17 protein-coding genes and 1 pseudogene are annotated in these 18,798 nt (G+C 71.0%); 9 read left to right on the top strand and 9 right to left on the bottom strand.

The features are described from left to right. Positions 1–69: 69 nt before the first annotated feature. Both BFF76_RS01740 and BFF76_RS01735 read right to left on the bottom strand, forming a co-directional pair. Complete coding sequence (locus BFF76_RS01740) at positions 70–582, bottom strand: methylated-DNA--[protein]-cysteine S-methyltransferase (RefSeq protein WP_107418382.1); 513 nt, start codon at positions 580–582, stop codon at positions 70–72. A gap of 23 nt (positions 583–605) precedes the next feature. Continuing rightward, a complete protein-coding gene (locus BFF76_RS01735; RefSeq protein WP_065846836.1) occupies positions 606–2,132 on the bottom strand; it encodes a DNA-3-methyladenine glycosylase 2 family protein in 1,527 nt (508 codons plus the stop codon). 161 nt (positions 2,133–2,293) lie between these two features. Here BFF76_RS01735 and BFF76_RS01730 point away from each other — a divergent pair, with 161 nt between their 5' ends. Together BFF76_RS01730 and BFF76_RS01725 are read left to right on the top strand one after the other, a co-directional pair. After that, complete coding sequence (locus tag BFF76_RS01730) at positions 2,294–2,740, top strand: Fur family transcriptional regulator (protein ID WP_031098047.1); 447 nt, start codon at positions 2,294–2,296, stop codon at positions 2,738–2,740. A 25-nt stretch (positions 2,741–2,765) separates the two neighbouring features. After that, a complete protein-coding gene (locus BFF76_RS01725) occupies positions 2,766–4,238 on the top strand; it encodes a catalase (RefSeq protein ID WP_031098049.1) in 1,473 nt (490 codons plus the stop codon). Positions 4,239–4,315: 77 nt separating this feature from the next. Here BFF76_RS01725 and BFF76_RS01720 read toward each other — a convergent pair whose 3' ends face one another. Beyond that, positions 4,316–4,693, bottom strand: a complete 378-nt coding sequence (locus BFF76_RS01720) for an ankyrin repeat domain-containing protein (protein WP_031098051.1) — start codon at positions 4,691–4,693, stop codon at positions 4,316–4,318. Positions 4,694–4,716: 23 nt separating this feature from the next. On the opposite strand from BFF76_RS01720, the pseudogene BFF76_RS32045 reads away from it, so the two are divergent. After that, positions 4,717–5,064, top strand: a pseudogene (locus BFF76_RS32045) (integrase core domain-containing protein); the annotation flags it as partial. Positions 5,065–5,106: 42 nt separating this feature from the next. Here BFF76_RS32045 and BFF76_RS01715 read toward each other — a convergent pair. From BFF76_RS01715 to BFF76_RS01695, 4 genes are all read right to left on the bottom strand, one after another. Then, positions 5,107–5,544, bottom strand: coding sequence for a MarR family winged helix-turn-helix transcriptional regulator (locus BFF76_RS01715; protein WP_031098053.1), 438 nt, complete (start codon positions 5,542–5,544; stop codon positions 5,107–5,109). Between the two features lie 472 nt (positions 5,545–6,016). Beyond that, positions 6,017–6,721: a DsbA family protein gene (locus BFF76_RS01705; protein ID WP_053931151.1), complete on the bottom strand. Its 705-nt coding sequence runs from the start codon at positions 6,719–6,721 to the stop codon at positions 6,017–6,019. Between the two features lie 106 nt (positions 6,722–6,827). After that, complete coding sequence (locus tag BFF76_RS01700; protein WP_065846832.1) at positions 6,828–7,601, bottom strand: ABC transporter permease; 774 nt, start codon at positions 7,599–7,601, stop codon at positions 6,828–6,830. Positions 7,602–7,603: 2 nt separating this feature from the next. Beyond that, on the bottom strand, positions 7,604–8,593 hold the full coding sequence (locus BFF76_RS01695) for an ATP-binding cassette domain-containing protein (protein ID WP_065846830.1): 990 nt from the start codon (positions 8,591–8,593) through the stop codon (positions 7,604–7,606). Between the two features lie 780 nt (positions 8,594–9,373). Between BFF76_RS01695 and BFF76_RS01690 the strand changes: the two genes are divergently transcribed. Next, complete coding sequence (locus BFF76_RS01690; protein ID WP_051834732.1) at positions 9,374–10,924, top strand: exopolysaccharide biosynthesis polyprenyl glycosylphosphotransferase; 1,551 nt, start codon at positions 9,374–9,376, stop codon at positions 10,922–10,924. A 72-nt stretch (positions 10,925–10,996) separates the two neighbouring features. On the opposite strand, the gene BFF76_RS01685 is transcribed toward BFF76_RS01690, so the two are convergent. Further along, positions 10,997–11,980, bottom strand: coding sequence for a GDP-L-fucose synthase family protein (locus BFF76_RS01685; protein ID WP_065846828.1), 984 nt, complete (start codon positions 11,978–11,980; stop codon positions 10,997–10,999). Positions 11,981–12,094: 114 nt separating this feature from the next. Here BFF76_RS01685 and gmd point away from each other — a divergent pair, with 114 nt between their 5' ends. The 5 genes from gmd to BFF76_RS01660 are packed head-to-tail and all read left to right on the top strand — an operon-like array spanning position 12,095 to position 17,616. Further along, complete coding sequence (gene gmd, locus BFF76_RS01680; protein WP_031098066.1) at positions 12,095–13,108, top strand: GDP-mannose 4,6-dehydratase; 1,014 nt, start codon at positions 12,095–12,097, stop codon at positions 13,106–13,108. 35 nt (positions 13,109–13,143) lie between these two features. Next, a complete protein-coding gene (locus BFF76_RS32615) occupies positions 13,144–13,842 on the top strand; it encodes a DNRLRE domain-containing protein (protein WP_065846826.1) in 699 nt (232 codons plus the stop codon). After that, positions 13,839–16,094 carry a LamG domain-containing protein gene (locus BFF76_RS01670; protein ID WP_065846824.1) on the top strand — a complete coding sequence of 752 codons (2,256 nt, stop codon included), beginning with the start codon at positions 13,839–13,841 and terminating at the stop codon, positions 16,092–16,094. The genes BFF76_RS32615 and BFF76_RS01670 overlap by 4 nt, the downstream gene beginning before the upstream one ends. Further along, positions 16,091–16,792: a hypothetical protein gene (locus BFF76_RS01665; protein ID WP_053931147.1), complete on the top strand. Its 702-nt coding sequence runs from the start codon at positions 16,091–16,093 to the stop codon at positions 16,790–16,792. The genes BFF76_RS01670 and BFF76_RS01665 overlap by 4 nt, the downstream gene beginning before the upstream one ends. Next, entirely contained in the window at positions 16,789–17,616 is an 828-nt protein-coding gene (locus BFF76_RS01660; RefSeq protein WP_053931146.1) for a glycosyltransferase family 2 protein, read from the top strand. The genes BFF76_RS01665 and BFF76_RS01660 overlap by 4 nt, the downstream gene beginning before the upstream one ends. A 12-nt stretch (positions 17,617–17,628) precedes the next feature. Here BFF76_RS01660 and BFF76_RS01655 read toward each other — a convergent pair whose 3' ends face one another. After that, on the bottom strand, positions 17,629–18,792 hold the full coding sequence (locus BFF76_RS01655) for a glycosyltransferase (RefSeq protein ID WP_031098076.1): 1,164 nt from the start codon (positions 18,790–18,792) through the stop codon (positions 17,629–17,631). Between the last annotated feature and the right edge of the window lie 6 nt (positions 18,793–18,798).

The following is an 18,798-nucleotide window of genomic DNA, read 5'->3' as shown; positions in this document are numbered from 1 at the left end:
TCATGGGGGGACTCTCCTGCCAACGGGGTTGCTTTCCGGACATCTTGGCGGTCGATCGGCCCGGGGCCGTCACGCCTCCTGGCGGCGGTTCTCCAGGTCCAGCAGCTGCCGCTTGCGGTCGAGGCCGCCCGAATACCCGGTCAGGGCTCCGCTCGCGCCGATCACGCGGTGGCATGGGCGCACGACCAGCAGCGGGTTGGCGCCGATCGCGGTGCCCACCGAGCGCACCGCGGCGCGCGGCGCGCCGATCCGCGCAGCGATCTCGCCGTAGCTGAGCGTGGTGCCGTACGGAATGGCCTCCAGGGCGGTCCACACCCGCCGCTGGAAGTCGGTGCCGCGCCCGGCGGCGTACTCGATGCCGAAGCCGGTCCGGCTGCCGTCGAAGTACGCTCGCAGTTCGGCGGCGATCGCGGTGAACGACTCCGCGCTCTCGGTCCAGTCGTCCTGGACCGTAGCGCCGCCCTTCTGGCCGGGCACGGAGAGTGAGGCCAGGGCGGTGCCGCCCGGTGCGGTGGCCGACTTCTCGCCGGCCAGCAGCAGTTCGCCCAGCGGGCTGTCCACCGTGGTGTAAAGCGTCTTCATCAGTGTCATCGTATGGGTCCTTGTCATCGTATGGGTCCTTCCGATGTCGTCGTCCTGATCCGTCCCGCCGAAGCGGTGCGGCGCCGGTCGGCCGCCACGTTCCAGAAGTGGTGCATGGCGTACGTGCGCCAGGGGCGCCATGCCTCGGCGTCCACCGCCTCGGCACCCACGTGCCGCATCCCGGCGCCGACCGCCGCATCGCCGGTCAGCAGCACGTCGGGGTCGCCGAGCGCCCGCATCCGGACGTATCCGGCCGTCCGGGGCCCGACACCCCGCAGGCCGAGCAACTCCTTCTCGGCCCTGTCCCGGTCAGCGCCCGGGTCCAGGCGGATCCGGCCCTCGGCGAGGGCCGCGGCGAGGCCACGCAGGGCGGCCCGCCGCGAGTCCGGCATCCCGAGCGCCTCCAGACCCGCCTCGGCCAGGACGGCGGATTCGGGGAACGTCCGGGTGAGGCCGCCGCTGGGCGCCCGGAGCGGCGCGCCGTACGCCGTCACCAGCGCACTGCCGAGCCGGCGCCCGGCCGCCGGGGAGCCCTGCTCCCCGAGGACCGCCCGGACGGTCAGTTCGTGAACGTCGGCGGCGCCCGGTGCACGCAGCCCCGGCGTACGGGTGACGAGCCGGGCCAGTGCGGGATGCGTGCCGAGGCGCTCGGCGACGGCGTGGGGGTCGGCGTCGAGGTCGAAGAGACGGCGCATCCGCTGGGTGGCGGTCGTCAGATCGCTCAGATCGTCCAGGTGCAGTCTGCATTCCAGCCATCCCTCGCCGGTCCTCTCGCGGACCTCGGCGATGCCTGTGCCGTGGGGCAGGCTCAGGGTCCGCCGGTAGGTGCGGTCGCCCCGCTCGCCGACGATCTCCTCGATGCCGGTGAGAGCACGGGCCGCGAGGTGGTCGAAGACCTCGACGGCGGCGTACGGACCCCGGTGGGCGAGCCGCAGCGGCACTCCCCCGGCACCGTCCGCGATGCCGGCGGAGCCGAAACGGGAGGCCCGGCCGGGGCGGGCGGCGCGCAGCTCGCCCGGGGTGAGCGCGTAGATCTCCCGCACCGTGTCGTTGAACTGCCGCACGCTGGCGAAGCCCGCGGCGAACGCGATCTCCGCGGCCCGGAGCGAGGTGGTCTGCAGCAGGACGCGCGCGGTGTGGGCCCGCTGGGCGCGGGCGAGCGCGATGGGCCCCGCTCCGACCTCGGCGTTCAGCTGGCGCTGCACCTGGCGGGCGCTGTATCCGAGGCGTGCGGCCAGCCCTGCGACGCCTTCGCGGTCGACGACCCCGTCGCCGATGAGCCGCATCGCCCGGCCCACGAGATCCGCGCGCACGTTCCAGCCGGCGGAGCCGGGGACCGCGTCGGGGCGGCAGCGCCGGCAGGCGCGGAACCCGCCGTTCTGGGCGGCGGCCGCGGTGGGGAAGAACGTCACGTTCCGGCGGCGGGGCGTGGTGGCGGGACAGCTCGGGCGGCAGTAGATGCCGGTCGTGGACACGGCGAAGAAGAACTCTCCGTCGAACCGGGCATCGCGGCTGGTCACCGCCTCGTATCTGCTGTCGTCGCTGGTCATGCCTCCAGGGTGCGGCATCGCAAGGAGCCGCGCTGGCGGGAATCGGACATCGCGTGGGCGGTCCCGGGCCACGAGCACCCGGGGTGCGCCGGATGGCGATGCCCCGGGACTTCGCTCCCCCATTGATTGGAATCATTCCAGAAAGGTGGTTCACTGCGTAGGTGATCGAAACCGAGGCCAGGACCCTCCTGCGCGGAGCGTCATTGCGAGTGACCCGCCCCAGGGTCGCCGTGCTCTCGGCGGTCCACGAGGCCCCGCACTCCGATGTCAGTACCCTCCTCACCCTGGTACGCACACGCATCGGAGCGGTCTCGACCCAAGCCGTCTACGACGTACTCAAGACGCTTGTCGACGCCGGCCTGGCGCGGCGGATCGACCTGCCGAATTCCCCGGCACGGTACGAGGGGCAGTCCTGGGACAACCATCAGCACGTGGTCTGCCGCTCCTGCGGCACGATCGCCGACGTCGATGCCCCGCAGGGCTCTCCGCGCCTCGAGGCGCCCCATGATCACGGGTTCACCGTCGACCACGTAGAGGTGACGTACTGGGGCCTGTGCCCCGGATGTCGGACCGAGCGCGGTCAGCTGGATCCGGAGTCGGTGCACTGAAGTTTTCACACGGAGGAGCAGGAAAATTTCTGACAACACGAAGCCGCTGACCACTGCCGCCGGCGCGCCGGTCGCGAACAACGAGAACGCCGTCACGGCCGGCCCGCGCGGCCCGATGCTTCTCCAGGACGTCTGGTTCCTGGAGAAGCTGGCGCACTTCAGCCGCGAGGTCATCCCTGAGCGCCGTATGCACGCCAAGGGATCCGGCGCCTTCGGCACCTTCAAGGTGACGCAGGACATCACCCGCTACTCCAGGGCCGCGCTCTTCTCCGAGGTCGGCAAGGAGACCGAGCTCTTCGCCCGGTTCTCGACCGTCGCCGGTGAGCGCGGCGCGGCGGACGCGGAGCGCGACATCCGCGGTTTCGCCCTCCGCTTCTACACCGAGGAGGGCAACTGGGACGTCGTCGGCAACAACACGCCGGTGTTCTTCCACCGCGACCCCCACCACTTCCCCGACCTGAACCGCGCCGTGAAGCGCGACCCGCGCACCAACCTGCGCTCGGCGGAGAACAACTGGGACTTCTGGACCAACCTTCCCGAGGCCCTGCACCAGATCACCATCGTGATGTCGGACCGCGGCATCCCCGACGGCTACCGCCACATGCACGGCTTCGGCTCGCACACCTACTCGTTCATCAACGAGAGCAACGAGCGTTTCTGGGTGAAGTTCCACTTCCGTACGCAGCAGGGCATCAAGAACCTGACCGACGCGGAGGCCGCCGCGGTCGTCGCCGACGACCGCGAGTCCTCGCAGGCGGACCTGTTCGACGCCATCGAGCGCGGCGACCACCCGAAGTGGACCTTCTACATCCAGGTCATGCCGGAGGCGGACGCGGCGACGTACCGCTACCACCCGTTCGACCTCACCAAGGTCTGGTCCAAGAAGGACTACCCGCTCATCGAGGTCGGCGAGTTCGAACTCAACCGCAACCCGGAGAACTACTTCGCCGACGTGGAGCAGGCCGCCTTCACCCCGGCCAACCTCGTTCCCGGCGTGGGCGCCTCGCCCGACCGCATGCTGCAGGGCCGGCTCTTCTCGTACGGTGACGCCGCCCGCTACCGCGTGGGTGTCAACCACCACCAGATCCCGGTGAACCAGCCCCGCGGCGCGAAGAACGTGAACACCTACCACCGTGACGGCCAGCTGCGCGTGGACGGCAACCAGGGCGCCGTGCCCGGCTACACCCCGAACAGCTACGGCCGCTGGGCGGAGCAGCCGCAGTTCGCCGAGCCGGGCCTGGCGCTCGACGGTGCCGCGGCCGACCGGTTCGACTACCGCGAGGACGACGACAACTACTTCGAGCAGCCGGGGAACCTGTTCCGGGGGATGACGCCGGAGGAGCAGGACGCCCTGTTCGGCAACACCGCCCGGGCCATCGACGGTGCCTCCCAGGCCACCATCGAGCGCCACATCGGCCACTGCACGCAGGCCGACCCGGCCTACGGCGAGGGTGTCCGCAAGGCCATCGAGGCCCTGCAGGCCGCCAAGCAGGCCTGATCGACGGTCACATGTGAGGGGCCCCGGGCGACGCGAAGCCGCCCGGGGCCCTTGTGGTGCGGTGAGGCCCGGCCCGGCTATTCGAGCAGTGCCGTCCTCCCGAACATCTCGGCCGTGGCCCGCGCACTCGGCGTCCCCGCTTCGAGGTCCGCGCCCGCCTCGATCAGCATCGCGACGATCGCGTCCTCCCCCTTGAACAGTGCACCCGCGACAGGCGACTGGTCCCGGCCGTTGCGCCGGTCGACATCGGCGCCGCGTCCGACGAGCGCCCGCACCGTCTCCGTGTGCCCGTGGTACGCGGCGAGCATGAGGGCCGTGTTGCCCTCCTGGTCCTGGACGTCGACCGGCAGCCCGTGGTCGAAGAACTCCAGCAGCTCCTGCGCACGGCCCTGCCTGGCCAGATCCATCACGATCGCGACGAGCCGGCCGGTCTGTTCCTCGGAAAGCGGTTCCATACCCTCATGCTAGGCGGACCGAGCAGCGCGCCCAGAGCATCTTCACCGGCCACGGCATCACCGTCGAACGGGTCCTGGCCGACGACGGCACCTACTACAAGCCCAAACTCTTCACCCAAGCCCCAACCGCAGACGGCATCGCCCACAAGTGCACCCGCCCCTACCGACCGAAGACCAACGGCAAGGCCGAACGCTTCAACCGCACCCTGCTGGAGGAGCGGGCCTACCTGCGGCCCTGCACCACCAACGCCGAACACACCGCATTCCTGGCAGACTTGCTCCACACCTGCAACCACGACCGCTGCCGCACCGCACTCGGAGGCCAGCCCCCGATCAGCCGAGTCAACAACGCTTCGGGTCAATACACCTAGGTGCCGGCCCTCGACGGGGCCTCGACTCCCGTTGGTACGCGGTCAACGGACGGGCAGCCATGCCTCGTCGTCGGTGATGTGGGCCACGACGCGCTGGAGGAGACCGCGCAGGGCCTCCGCCTCCTCAGGAGCGAGGTCGCCGAGGAGTTCCGCCTCGACCCGCCCCAGGGGCCCGGCGATCCGGGTCAGCAAATACTGCGCGGTGTCGGTGATCTCCAGCCGGCGCGAGCGGTCGTCTGCGCCCGGACGGCGGCGCACGTGCCCGGCTTCGACGAGGTCGTTGATCAGCTGGTGCACCGACTGCCGGGCTATGCCCAACTGCCGTGCCAGTTCCGCCATCGTAAGCTCGGGTTCCAGGGAGAGCATCGTCAGCAGTCCGTACTGGCGCACTGTCAGGTCGTACGCAGCCAGCCGCTCGTCAACCCTGTGGGTCGCGACGGTGCTCGCCACTGCCAGGAGATATGGGATGTGTGTCCTCAAGGCGGTGTCACCTCGACCGTCGGAGACCGTGGTCCTGTCCGCTCCGACGGTATGTCATGCGTCTCGGGGAAGCCCGGTCCAGAGGTCGTTGACCAGTTGTTCCAGGACAGGGACGACTTCCGCGGGAGACGGCGTCCGGAGCATCTCGCCGCGGACCCGGGCCGCCGCCGCGCGAACGACGGGTCGTCCAGCACCTGCCGCATCATTGTCCGCAGCCGGCAGGGCGTCAGCCGCTCGGGCGGGCACGTCAGGGCCGCCCCCGCCAACCGGGTCCGCTCCGCGCGCGGCGAGGACGCGGACCTGCTCGGCCTTGGCAGGGACTCCGGGCCGGAGAAGGAGTACGCCTTCCCCGCGTGCCCGTCCTGGAGGAGCGCCGCCACCGCCATGTCGGCGATGTCCGCCTCGGCGGCCTCGGCAACTACTGCCCCCGGGAGGCCGGAAGCCTCCGCGAGCCCCGCCCGCGCGGGCCCGGTCACGCCGGATCGACGTCCGGTCCGGTCATGTCCGGGTCCGGGTCGGCGGGCCGTCCCTTGAGCGCGTGGAACCCGGGGGTCCCGGCTACGAGGAGCGTCCCGTCCCACAGCCGCCCGGCGTCCTCGCCCCTCGGCACTCGGGAAATGACGGGCCCGTAGAAGGCCAGCGGCGGACGGGAGGGCCCCGAGGGCTCCCCGACGGCCACCACTGGTGTGCCGGGCCGGGGGCCGAGCAGCTCCAGGGCCTCCGCGTGCGAGGCCCGCAGCTCCTCGTCGTAGGCGGTTGATCCGCCGGCCGCCAACAGCTCCGGCGGCAAGCCCGCGTGGGCCAGGGCGAGGGCCGGGTCGTTGATCCACTTCCTCGCGGTCCTGCCGTGCTCCCCAGGGGGATCGAGGTCGGACCAGAGGGAGGCGTGGAAGCGGCCCAGGGCCTCCTGTCCGTGGTGGTGGCGGACGGCGGTGCCGATCCGCACCGGGATCCTCAGGTACCCGTCGGGGTCGCTCTCGGGGTCGTCCTCCCGGCCATCATTGAGGAGGGTCAGGCTCATCAGTTGCCAGCGCAGATCCAGGGGCCGGACCCGGGCGGCCTCCCGCAGCCAGCGGGCGGTCAGCCAGGTGTACGGGCAGGCGGGATCGAACCAGACGTCCACGGTGCGGGACCGGGACCGGGGGCGGGGGCCGCCAGGTAGGGCTTCTGCTGTCACGGCTCGGTGCTCCTTCGCGTACAGATGCCTTCTGATGCGTCCAGGTGTGTCTTGATGTGTTCGGATGCTGACGGTGGTGGGCGGACTCGGACTGCGTCCGGCGGGCTCACACGGAGGCGTTGCGCATACCGCGGATGCCCGCAAATACCCCGAGCACCGCGATGGCCGTCGCCGCGAGGAGCCCGTACAGCACGCTCGTTTCGGCGAACCTGCCGTCGAACAGCGCGCGTTCGGCCTCGACGACGTAGGTGGCCGGGTTGATCCGGCTCAGCACGTAGAGCCAGGTGGGCGCCGAGGCCTGGGTGATCGGCAGCAGGACGCCGGAGAGCAGCAGTAGTGGGAAGAAGATCATCTGCTGCACACCGTAGAACAGGGTCTGCTGCTTGCGGGAGTGGAGCGCCAGGGCGAAGGAGAGGGCGCCGATCCCCACCCCGAAGACGGTGAGCAGGGCCAGACCCGCGAGCGCGCCGAGCGGGTGGAGCCGGAAGCCGGTCGGCAGCAGCAGGACCAGGATCAGCAGGGCCTGCGTCAGCAGGATCACGACCTCCTTCAGCGTCCGCCCGACGAGCATGGCCACCCGGTTGAGCGGGGTCACGAGCATCCGTTCGAAGGCCCCCGAAAACATCTCGTTGAGCAGCGAGGCCCCGGCCCCTGCGGTGGCGGAGAGGGCAAGCAGGACGAGCATGCCCGGCACGAACCACTGCCAGGAGGAGCTTGTTCCCGTGCCCCCGCCCGCCGGGCCCGCGGCGGAGAGCAGCGGGGCGAAGAGAGCGAGGAAGAGGAAGGGGAGGAGCATCGTGAAAAGGAGTCCGGCCGGCTGGCGCAGCTCGGGCCCCAGCTCGCGGGCGAACGCGGTGCGGGTGTCGTTGAGTACCTTCATGGTCAGGCTCCGTCGTGCGTGGTGATCGGGGCGGCGGCGTCGGCTCTCTCTCGCAGGGTGCGCCCGGTGAGGCTGAGGAATACGTCGTCGAGGGTGGGGCGGGTGAGCCGGGCGGTCAGCGCCCGTACCCCGGCTGCCTCCAGGTTCCGCAGCAGCACCGGGAGTTGTGTGTCCCCGTGGGGGGTGCGGATCCGCACCTCCGTGCCGTCGGCGGTGACCTCGTGGACGATGGGCAGGGCGCGGGCCAGCTCGACGGCCCGTTCGGCGTCGGCGCGGTCGGCGGTCCCCAGGGTGATGCGGTCGCCCGCCAGGCCGGCCTTGAGTTTCTCGGGGGAGTCGTCGGCGATCACCCGGCCGTGGTCGACCACCATCACCCGGCGGGCCCACAGGTCGGCCTCCTCCAGGTAGTGGGTGGTGAAGACGATCGTGGTGCCGAGTTCCTTGTGCAGCCGCAGCACGTGGGTCCAGATGTCGGCGCGGCTGTGCGGGTCGAGTCCGGTCGTCGGCTCGTCGAGGAAGAGCAGGGCCGGCTCGTGGACCAGGGCCATCGCGATGTCCAGGCGGCGGCGCTGGCCCCCCGAGAGGGTGCCGACAGTCCGCCTGGTCAAGCCATCCAGTTCGAACGCGGTGAGCAGGCGCTCGGCCCGGGTGCGGGACTTCGCGCGGCTCAGGCCGTATGCGCGGCCCTGGGTGATCAGTTCTTCGCTGACCCGGAAGTTGCTGCCGGCGCTGTTGCCCTGGCCGAGGTAGCCGATGCGGTGGCGGACTCCGGACGGGTCGGTCATCACGTCGTGGCCGGCGACGACGGCGGTGCCGGAGGTCGGCGGCAGCAGGGTGGTCAGCATGCGCAGGCTGGTGGTCTTCCCGGCGCCGTTCGGGCCGAGGAAGGCGACGACGGAACCGGCTTCGATGTCGAGGTCCAGGCCGCGCACAGCCTCGACGGTCTCTCCTCTGGCGCGGAAGCTGCGGGTGAGCCCGCGGGTGTGGATCATGGGTTCTCCCGACGGAGTTCAGGGTCGGATCAGGGGGCATGGCCCGCGCCCGGTCGGCTTGGCACCGGGGCAGGCTGAGGGAAAGCCAGATGCTCTGCGCTCTTGACTTCTTCGAGCTTAGAAGCGTTAATGACGTCTTTGTCAGCCTCCCTGACGGTCTCGGACCAGTCCTCGATCCGTCACCTGGACAGTCCCCCCGCCCCTCGAACCGCCCCTTCCGACAGGCACGTTGCCGCCCGTACCAGCTTGACTCCAACGTCCCGCCAGCGAGCACACCCAGGCTGGGTGCCGACAAGGCGATCAGCGATGGGCCGGACGGGAAGGTCGGTGTCCCCATTGCTGCGACTCACACGCAGACAACTCCTGGAACTCTCGATGCTCTCCGGGGGCGCCGCGCTGCTCGGCGGGCCCGCCGAGCCAGCCGTACCCCGGGCGACGGCCCCCGCCCCCGGGACCCGTCGCACTGGGGCCCGGCGACCCCGGTACACCGAACCCGCCGCAGTTCGAGCCCGTGCTGGAGAAAGTCCGCGTGCCTCGCATTGGGCCGGCCGGCTGATCTGGTTTCGATACACGGCACAGGTCGGCCACCCCTGCGGCCCCTGTGCGAGCGCCCGGGCGGTGCGACGCGGATCACGCCGTCCGCCGTGTCTGAACTTCACGAGAACTCCAGCGAAATGGCACGTGTGTGGATATCGTGCACGAGCGAGGGCGCATCCGTCAGTCCATGGGATCGGCGGATGCGCCCCGTTTGTGGGGGATGCGACTGTGGCTGGGGGGTTCATGGGGCATGTCGAAATACCTGAATCGGATATATCCGGGCCTGTCGGGCTCGCGGGGGCACCACGACCGCGTACCGCCGGGTCCCGGAACCGCACGGTGGCTCCGGAGCGTGTGTGGAGAGCACCGAAGACCGTTGAGCGCGACCACACCGAGCGGCCGCGGGCGAGGAAGAAGCCCGATCCGCGGGTGCCGTTCCTCGTACTGACGGATCTGCTGGGCCTGGGAGTTCCCGCCTGGCTCGTGCTGCGGGCCGGCGGTCAGCCGGGGCCGTGGGCCGCCGCGGCGGCCGCGGCGCTGGTGTGGGCCGGTGTGCGCGCGGCGCGCGGACGGTACGCGCGTCCGTTACCGGGGGAGGCCACAGGGGCGGCCCACGCCTCCTGCGGCGACTGGCTGGTACTCGTCGGGCTGCTTGCCGTACTGCTGGCAGTGACGGGCGGGGGCATCGACCCGGCGACCGCCGTCGCGGCTCTGGTCCCCGGCCTGGCCCTGGCGGTCCTCGCCGGGGCAGCCTGCCGGCTGCTGCGGACCGCGGGGCGGCGGGGGGCTCGCCGGGTCCTGGTGGTCGGCGAGGCAGCGGGCCTGGACCGGGCGGTGAAGCTGCTCAACTCCCGCAAGGACCACCCCTACTCGGCGGTGGCCGTGGTCCCGGTGGGTCCGGTGGTACCGGACTGCGGGACGCCGGTGCCGGGGCGGCTGGCGCCCGAACCCGCCGACGACGATGTGACCACGGTGCTCGGCAGCGCCTTCGCCCACGACGCGGATCTGGTGCTCGTCGCGCCCGGCCCGCAGCTCGGCCAGGACCGGCTGCGCCGGCTGGCGTGGGGCCTGCACGACGGCGGGCTGGCCCTCTGCGTGCTCTCGGACCTGTCGGGGGTCGCGGCGCCCCGGGTGCGGCCGGTCTCCGCGGCCGGGCTGACGCTGCTGCACGTCGCACCACCGCTGCGGCGCGGCCCGCAGGCCGTGCTCAAGACCGTCGTGGACCGGGCCTGCGCCGCCCTCGGGCTGCTGGCGCTCGCGCCCCTGCTCTTCGGGGTGGCCCTCGCGGTACGGCTCTCGTCACCCGGCCCGGTGTTCCACCGCCAGACCCGCCACGGGCTCCACAACAGGCCGTTCGTCATGTGGAAGTTCCGCACGATGGTGGCGGACGCGGAGTCCCGCAAGGAGCAGCTCTCGGCGGCGAACGAGAGCGAGGGCCCGTTGTTCAAGATGCGCCGCGATCCCCGGGTGACCCGCGTGGGACACGCCCTGCGCCGGACGTCCGTGGACGAGCTCCCCCAGCTCCTCAACGTGCTGCGGGGTGACATGTCCCTGGTAGGACCACGTCCACCGCTCCCGGAGGAGGTCTCGCGCTACGACGAGAGGGAGCTGCGGCGGCTGGCGGTACGTCCGGGCCTCACCGGCCTGTGGCAGGTCAGCGGACGTTCGGACCTGTCCTGGCAGGAGACGGTGTCGCTTGACCTCTGGTACGTCGACAACTGGTCGGTGACCGGCGACATGGGACTGCTGGCCCGGACGGTGCGCGCGGTCACCGACGGCCGCGGGGCGTACTGAGACGTGGTGGGGGGACACGAGGAGGGCCGCGTGCACGGGTTCAGGACGTACCGCGGCCGCCCGGCCGGGCGGTCAGCCGCGGGTGGCCTGGCTGCCCAGCCACCAAGCGTAGGTGCGGGCTACGCCGTCCCGCAGACCGATCCGGGGCTTGAAGCCGAAGGAGGAGAGCCGGGACACGTCGAGGAGCTTGCGCGGAGTGCCGTCGGGCTTCGAGGTGTCCCAGACGATGCGGCCCTGGTACTCCGTCACATCACGGACAGTTTCGGCGAGTTCGCGGATGGTGAGGTCCTCGCCGCATCCGACGTTGACGGGCTCGTCCCCGTCGTAGGACTGCAGCAGCAGCACACACGCGGCGGCGAGGTCGTCGACATGGAGGAACTCACGGCGGGGGCTGCCGGACCCCCACAGGGTGACCTCGTCCGCGCCGTCCCGCTTCGCCTCGTGGAAGCGGCGGATCAGGGCGGGCAGTACGTGCGAGGTCTCCAGGTCGAAGTTGTCCCCGGGGCCGTAGAGGTTGGTGGGCATGGCACTGATGTACGCGGCACCGTACTGCCGGCGGTAGGACTGGATCTGCACGATTCCGGCGATCTTGGCCAGCGCGTAGGCCTCGTTGGTCGGCTCCAGGGGGCCCGTCAGCAGCGCGTCCTCACGGATCGGCTGCGCGGCGTGCTTGGGGTAGATGCACGACGAGCCGAGGAAGAGCAGCCGCTGGATCCCGGCGGCGTGCGCACCGGCGATCACGGCGAGCTGGATGCGGAGGTTGTCCTCCAGGAACTCCACCGGACGTGTGCTGTTGGCCATAATCCCGCCCACCTTGGCGGCTGCCAGCACGACGGCGTCCGGGCGGGCTTCACGCAGGAACGCCTCGGTCGGTGCGGCTTCGCGCAGATCGAGTTCGTCACGGCCGCGGGTGATCACCTCGTAGCCGTCGGCGGTGAGGCGGCGCACCAGGGCCGAACCGACCAGACCGCGGTGGCCCGCGACGAATATGCGGGCTCCCGGGCGCAGCAGGGGGCGGGCGGATTCCCGGGCCGGGCCGGGGGTGTCAGTCGTCATGGCTCGGATTCTGCCAGCCGCCCGGTACCCGGGTGAGTCTTTGCCCTATTCCACTCAGATCCTGAAATTTCGGTGACACAAACCGCCCCAAGGGCGACCACAGAAGGGGGAGTCATGGCGAAGACCGCACTCATCACCGGCGTGACCGGCCAGGACGGTTCGTACCTGTCGGAGCTGCTGCTCGAGAAGGGGTACACGGTCCACGGGCTGATCCGGCGTTCGTCGAGCTTCAACACGGAGCGCATCGACCACATCTACCAGGGGCCCGAAGAGGCGAACCGCTCCTTCGTGCTCCATCACGCCGATCTCTCCGACGGTGTGGCGCTGGTGAACCTGCTGCGCGACATACAGCCCGACGAGGTGTACAACCTGGGCGCCCAGTCCCACGTCCGGGTGTCCTTCGACGCGCCCCTGTACACGGGTGACGTCACCGGCCTGGGCACCGTCCGGCTGCTGGAGGCGGTCCGTGCCAGCGGGATCGACACCCGCGTCTACCAGGCCTCGTCGTCCGAGATGTTCGGCGCGAGCCCGCCCCCGCAGAACGAGAAGACCCCCTTCCACCCGCGCAGCCCGTACAGCGTGGCCAAGGTCTACTCGTACTGGGCAACGGTCAACTACCGTGAGGCTTACGGGATGTTCGCCACCAACGGCATCCTTTTCAACCATGAGTCCCCGCGCCGGGGAGAGACCTTCGTGACCCGCAAGATCACCCGCGGGGTGGCCAGGATCAAGGCGGGCCTCCAGGACCGGCTGCACCTGGGCAACCTGGACGCCGTACGCGACTGGGGATACGCCCCCGAGTACGTGGAGGCGATGTGGCGGATGCTCCAGTGCGACACCCCCGACGACTACGTGGTGGCCACCGGCGAGGGGGTCAGTGTCCGGCAGTTCCTCGAGTACGCCTTCGAGCACGCGGGACTGGACTGGGCGGAGCACGTCCGCTACGACCCGAAGTACGAGCGCCCCAGTGAGGTGGACGCGCTGATCGGGGACGCGTCCAAGGCGGAGGAACTACTCGGCTGGAAGCCGGAGGTGAAGTCGCGGGAGCTGGCCCGGATCATGGTGGACGCGGACATCAGACTGCTGAGTGACCAGCTCACGGGGTCCGCGGTCCGGGTGGACCGTTGAGCGGGCCAGGACGTCTCAGACGCACCCGGGCCGGCGTGTCCGCGTCGGTCCTCGCCGTGGCCGCGGGGGCGCTCGGCGCGGCCTCGGTCACCGCTCCCCCGGCGGCCGCGCTCACCCCTCCGGTCGGCTTCACCGCCGACGCCCTGTCCACGTGCCAGACCAACGGCATCGTCCGGGCGCTCGCCGAGGCGGACGGGGTGGTCTACGCGGGCGGCACCTTGACGGGCATCCGGCCGGCCGGCTCGCCCGCCGGGAGCAACACGACCTCCGCGGTGAACTTCGCCGCGTTCGACGCGGCCACCGGTGCGCCCGCCGGGCTCGCCTCGCGGGGCACCACGGCCCATCTGGGCTCTCTGCGCTTCACGCTGCCGCCGGCTCCGGCCGGCCAGGTGCTCAGGAGCGCGCGGCTCACCTTCCGTACCTCGTCGGATTCCACGGCGGGGTCGGCCGACAGCCACAGCATCGTGCCGGTCACCGGTACGTGGACCGAATCGGCGGTCACCCACAACACCCGGCCGGCGCTCTCCACGTCAGTGCTGGGGACCATCACCGGCGCGGCCTCGGTCTCCACCGGATACTCGGCGGAGCTGAACGCGTCCGCACTCGACGGGGCCCTCGGCTCCATCTTCTCACTCGCCCTGACCAGCAGCGGGACGGACAGTCTCCGCATCTGGCCGAGCGAGGCAACCGCGGCCTGCCGGCCGCAGCTCGTCCTCACCTTCGGAGATGAATGATGAACGGAAGCACTGGGCGGAGACATGGGGGGAGCGGCCGCGTGCGGGCCGCGTCCGCCGCGCTCTGCCTGTTCGCCGGAGCCCTGACCGCGACAGCGGCAGGGGCCTCCCCGGCGGCGGCGCTGACACCTCCGGTGTCGATCACCGCGGACGACCTCACCACCTGGCAGACCAACGGCATCGTCTGGTCCATGGCCGCGACGGCCGGGGTCGTCTACGCCGGCGGCACCTTCTCCACCGTCCGGCCGCCGGACGCGGCGGCGGGCACCTCCGAACAGCCCGCGGTGAACTTCGCGGCGTTCGATGCGGCGACGGGCGCACCGACGGGGTGCAGCCTGTCGTTCACCCTCTCATCGGGGACCGCCACCGTACGGGCGCTGGCTCTCTCGCCCGACGGCGAAACCCTGTACGCCGGCGGGCAGTTCGGCGCGGTGAACGGGGTGGGTGTCAGCAACATCACGGCCGTCGACACCGCCACCTGCACGCCCCGCCAGGACTTCAAGATCTCCGTCTCGGCGACGGTACGTGCCCTGGACGTCACCGCGGACACCGTCTACCTGGCCGGTGACTTCAACAGTGTGGGCGGCCAGACGCGAAACAAGTTCGCCGCGGTCACCACGGGCGCCGACCTGTTGCCGTGGACAGCCAACGCGGACGAGGTGGCGCGGGCCGTCCAGGTGACTCCCGACGGGCAGCACGTGGCACTCGGCGGTGACTTCTTCACCGTCAACGGCACCACCTCGCACGCCCTGGCCGTGGTGGACGCCACCACGGGCGCGCTGACGAAGAGCTACCCCGGCTTCATCCCCAACACCTCGACGGTGCAGGACCTCACGACGGACGCGACCGGGCTGTACACCGCCAACGAGGGTACGGGCGGCGGGGTGTTCGACGGCCGGATCGCCATCGACCTCGACGACTACCAGCAGCGCTGGCGGGACACCTGCCTGGGCGCCACCCAGGCCGTCCTGGTCCACTCGGGCGTGCTGTACAGCGGCAGCCACGCCCACGACTGCGCCAGCATGGGCGGGTTCCCCGACCAGCCGCGCAAGCACCTGCTGGCCCAGTCCGTCGACGACCCGACGCTCCTGCCCTGGTTCCCCGACACGAACGACGGCATCGGTGAGCCGGTGGGGCCGCGGGTGATGGCGCAGACCGACAAGGGCGGCCACCACTACCTCTGGGTCGGCGGGGAGTTCACCACCGTCAACGGCGCCGGCCAGCAGGGTCTTACCCGGTTCGCCGACGGCCCGGACACCGGGGCGCCGTGGGTGCCCAACGTCAGTCTCTCGACCGTCGCGCCGGGGCGGATCGACGTCAACTGGCAGACAAGCTTCGACACCGACGACGGTGAGCTGACCTACCGGATCTACAAGGACGGCGCGAGCACACCCGTGCACACCGTGACGGGTTACTCGCTCTTCTGGGACCGCCCGCAGCTGAAGTGGACCGACACCGACGTGGCGGTGGGCGAGACGCACTCGTACCGCATCACCGCGAGCGACGGCACCAACACCAGCGCCAAGTCCCCCGCGCAGTCGGCGACCGTGGCCGCCTCGACGCAGGCCTATCCGGCGCGGGTGCTGTCCGACGGCGCCTCGCTCTACTGGCGCTACGACGAGGGCACCTCCACCTTCGCGGCGGACACCACCGGTGGGATGAACAACGGCTTCCTGCGCAACTCGCCCGCCTACCGGCAGACTCCTGCCGCGATCGCGGGCGACTCGACGGCCATCGGTTTCGACGGCGCCACCGAGTACGCGTACAGCAACAAGCTGCACCCGCAGCCCACCCGCTTCTCCGTGGAGACCTGGATCAGGACCACCACCACCCGGGGCGGCAGGATCATCGGGTTCGGCAATCTGACCATGCAGAACAGCACCCGCTTCGACAAGCACGTGTACATGGCCAACGACGGGCGGCTGGTCTTCGGTGTCAGCAGCGGCGGACGGCGCACGGTGACCACGACCGGTGCCTACAACGACGGCGCCTGGCACCATGTCGTAGCCACCCAGGGCACCGGCGGCATGAGGCTGTACGTCGACGGGCAGCTGCGCGCGTCGAATCTCCTCTTCACGGGCAGCGAGAGCTACCCCGGCTACTGGAGGGTGGGCGGGGACAACCTGAGCAACTGGGCCAATCGCCCGACCAGCAACTTCTTCGCCGGTCAGATCGACGAGACCGCCGTGTATCCGACCGCCCTGAGCGCTTCCCAGGTCAGCGCGCACTACGCCCTGAGGACGGGTGAATGAGACATCCGTTCCTGACCGGTGCCGCCGTCGCCCTCGCGACGGCGGTGCTGGCCGCCTGCGGCTCCGCCGACGGGCCGGGCGACGGGGGCAAGAAGGCCGAGGCAGGCGGCAAGCCGTCCGTCGCGGCCTCCCCCGCGCCCTCCGTAACCGGTCCCGCGGCCGGCACTACGGCCCCGAGCCCTCAGAAGTCCGGCAGCACACCGAAGGCACCCGCCGGGGACATCACCCCGGCCACGGGGTCCTTCACCAAGAAGCAGAAGGAGTACCTGACCGACCGCGTACCCAAGGGGATGGACCCGGCCGCAGTGCTCCAGACGGGCCAGGAGACCTGTGACAGGCTCCGCTACCTGGTCAAAGCCGACCGGGACATCGCCGTCGGCGCGATCGTCTCCGGCGAGGTCCCGGACGCGAAACCGGCCGTGGCCCACCTCTGCCCCCAGCACCAGGGCCTCGTCGACGAGGCGGCGCTCGGTTACGCCGACGGCACGCACGAGGGCGCGAAGGTCAGGCCGGGACGGTACACGGCCGCCTCCCCCACCAAGGCGTGCGGCTGGCAGCTGACCGGGGCCGGCGGCAAGGAGCTCGACTCGGGCTCCTCCGCCACCGGCAAGGCAGTGGAGATCACCGTCCCGGAATCCGCCCGCACCTTCACCTCCACAGGCTGCTACGCCTGGCTGCCTCAAGGAGACAACGGATGACCAAGCTGCCCATCGCCGTCGCGATCCCCACGAAGAACGAGGGACTGAACATCGCCGAGGCGGTGAAGTCGGTCCTGGGCCACTTCGAGGCGGTCGTCGTGGTGGACTCCCACAGCACCGACGACACGGCGAAGATCGCCGGGGAGTGCGGGGCCGAAGTGGTCACGTACACCTGGGACGGAGGACATCCGCGCAAGAAGCAGTGGTGCCTGGAGAACGTCCGCACGGACCTGGACTGGATCCTGCTGCTCGACGGTGACGAGCGGCTCAGCCCAGGGCTGCTGGCGGAGCTGCGGAGGATCTTCGCCGACCGGGACAGCCCGAAGCCGGCGGCGTACGACATACCGCTGGGCTACTGGTTCTCCGGGAAGCGGCTGCGGCACGGCTACACCATCCGCAAGCGGTCCCTGACCGACCGGACCAGGTGCTACTACCCGGAGGTCGGCGATCTCGCGGCCCCCGGCATCGGTGAGGTCGAGGGGCACTACCAGCCGGTCGCGGCGACGGCCGAGGCGCTGAGCAACCCCATCGAGCACCAGGACCTCGACCCCGTCACCGCCTGGTTCGAGCGGCACAACCGGTACTCGGACTGGGAGGCGTGGCTGGAACACCACCCCGACGTCAAGGAGCAGGTGCGGAAGGTGAAGTCCCGTCAGGGGCAGCTCTTCCACAAGGCGCCGTTCAAGCCGCTGGTGTCCTTCGCCTACATGTACGTCTACCGGCGGGGCTTCCTGGACGGCCGCGCCGGATTCGACTTCGCACTGGCGATGAGCTTCTACCGCTGGCAGATCGCTCTCAAGTCCCGCGAGAAACCCGTACGTTGACGGGCCGATCCCTCACCCTCGCCTCCGGCGGACCACGTCCTCGTAGGTCCGCCGGAGGGTGGCGGTGACGGCCTCGATGGTGAACTGGTCGTTGACCAGCTGCCAGGCGGCCTTGCCCGCCTGCTCGGCGGCCTCCGGCTCCAGCAGCTCCAGGATCGCGTCGGCGACCTTACGGGCGTTGGCCGCGTCCTCGCCGACCCGGCTGTCGATGACCCGGCCCGCACCGGCCCCCGACACATCGGGGCCCTGCCCGCAGGTGCGGGTGATGACGACCGGAGTGCCGACCGACATCGCCTCCAGGACCGAGACCGGGAACGGCTCCTCGATCGCCGGCAGTACGTACACATCGGCCTCGCGCCCGGCGGCGAGGACCTCGTCGTGCTCCAGCGGGCCCACATGGTCGAGGGAGTCCGTGACGCCCAGCTTCCGGGCGAGGGCGAGGGTGCCGGCCAGCGCGCCGGTGTCCGGGCCGGCCAGCACGAAGCGGGCGTCCGGGTGGCGGGCGAGGACGTGCGGCATCGCGGCGACGAAGTCCTCGGGCCGCTTGCGCTCCTGGATGCGGGCGAGGTACAGCACGGTCGGGGGGCGGCCGGGGTCGCGGGCGGGCTTGCGCTCCTGCGGGCGAACACCGTTGACCAGCCGTACGGTACGGGTGAGCGGTACGGGGGCGGCGACGGCGTTCACGTCGACCCGCTCCATCTCGGTGAGGTGCAGGACGGCGTCGGCCTCGCGCAGCACCTTGCGGACCCCGAGGACGTCGGTGAGCTGGGCGACCTTCTTCTCGGTGGGGTCGATCATGCCGTGGGTCTGGACGACAAGGGGTGTGCGGGTCGCGAGCGCGAGGAGCGCCGCCGGCAGGGTCACCAGGTCCCGCATCAGATGGACGTGCACGAGGTCGGCGCCGCGCATCATGCGGCGTGCGGTGCGCAGCAGCGCGGCGGAGGTGATGCCACTGACCTCGAACATCGGGAGCAGGTGCCGCGCCTGGAAGAGGTGGACGGGAACTCCCTCCACGTGGCTCGGCAGTACACCGCCGGGGAAGCCGTCGCCGAGGGCCATGACGCGTGCGTCGTCGCCGTTCGCCCGCTGGACCTTGGAGAGGTTGAACGCCACCCGGGTCGGCCCGCCGAAGGCATGGTCCGGGGTGTGGAGCGTGACAACGTGCAGGACTTTCACCAGAGT

This window comes from Streptomyces mutomycini (assembly GCF_001700505.1).
Taxonomy (GTDB): Bacteria; Actinomycetota; Actinomycetes; order Streptomycetales; family Streptomycetaceae; genus Streptomyces; species Streptomyces mutomycini.
The sequence above is the reverse complement of the archived record's forward strand: the minus strand, read 5'-3'. Positions and strand labels throughout refer to the sequence as shown.